Annotated in this window: 1 pseudogene; it reads left to right on the top strand. The window is 57.9% G+C overall.

From position 1 onward, the window contains the following. Window positions 1-218 precede the first annotated feature (218 nt). Window positions 219-604, top strand: a pseudogene (locus HX846_RS37845) (GntP family permease); the annotation flags it as partial.

The following is a 604-nucleotide window of genomic DNA, read 5'->3' as shown; positions in this document are numbered from 1 at the left end:
GTGCCTGAATTACTGCCTGATACACCGCATTCGCGAGCAAGCCCGCTCCCACATTTGATCTCCAACAGTCTCAAATTCGGGAAAAAACTTGAGAACGCTCTCACAGATCAAGAATTTATCTATATATTTCAATAAGTTAATAACTTGGCACACATCTCGCTAAAGCCCCTCCCCACCGCCTCACCCCCACAAAAATAACAATCAGATGGAGACACACCATGAGTGTGATCATTGCCCTCGCCGCCCTGGCGCTGCTGATGCTGGCCGCCTACCGTGGCTACAGCGTCATCCTGTTCGCCCCCATCGCCGCCCTCGGCGCTGTGCTGCTCACCGACCCTTCCGCCGTCGCTCCCGCGTTCACCGGGGTGTTCATGGAGAAAATGGTCGGCTTCCTCAAGCTGTATTTCCCGGTATTCCTGCTCGGCGCGGTGTTCGGCAAGCTGATTGAAATCTCCGGCTTCTCGCGCTCCATCGTCGCCGCCGCGATCCAGTTGCTCGGCACGCGCCAGGCGATGCTGGTGATCGTGCTGGTGTGCGCCCTGCTGACCTACGGCGGCGTGTCGCTGTTCGTGGTGGTGTTCGCGGTGTACCCGTTTGCGGCCGA

It is taken from the genome of Pseudomonas sp. K5002 (assembly GCF_013386655.1).
Classification (GTDB): Bacteria; Pseudomonadota; Gammaproteobacteria; order Pseudomonadales; family Pseudomonadaceae; genus Aquipseudomonas.
Note: the sequence above shows the minus strand (reverse complement) of the source record. Positions and strands in the feature narration are given on the sequence as shown.